Annotated in this window: 1 pseudogene; it reads right to left on the bottom strand. The window is 71.4% G+C overall.

The features are described from left to right. Window positions 1-213 (bottom strand): annotated as a pseudogene (locus ACW9I6_RS32510) (termination factor Rho); the annotation flags it as partial.

Genomic DNA, 213 nt, shown 5'->3' with positions numbered 1-213 from the left:
CCCGGCGATGTTGCGGGTCCGGGCTTCCTGCAGCAGGCTGGCCTTGCTCTGGGTTTGCAGCGAGGCCTGGCTGTCACGGGGGTAGCCCTTGCGGCTGGCCGCGGCGCGCTTTGATGAGTCCGACCGGGCTTTCGCCTTGGCGGCGGGGGCCTTGTCCCGGCCTGAACCGCCAACGCGCTCGCCGCCCCCCGACTGTTTGTTGACCGTGGCCCA

It is taken from the genome of Pseudomonas sp. SDO5522_S412 (assembly GCF_054071215.1).
This window is presented reverse-complemented; position numbering and strand designations above follow the sequence as displayed.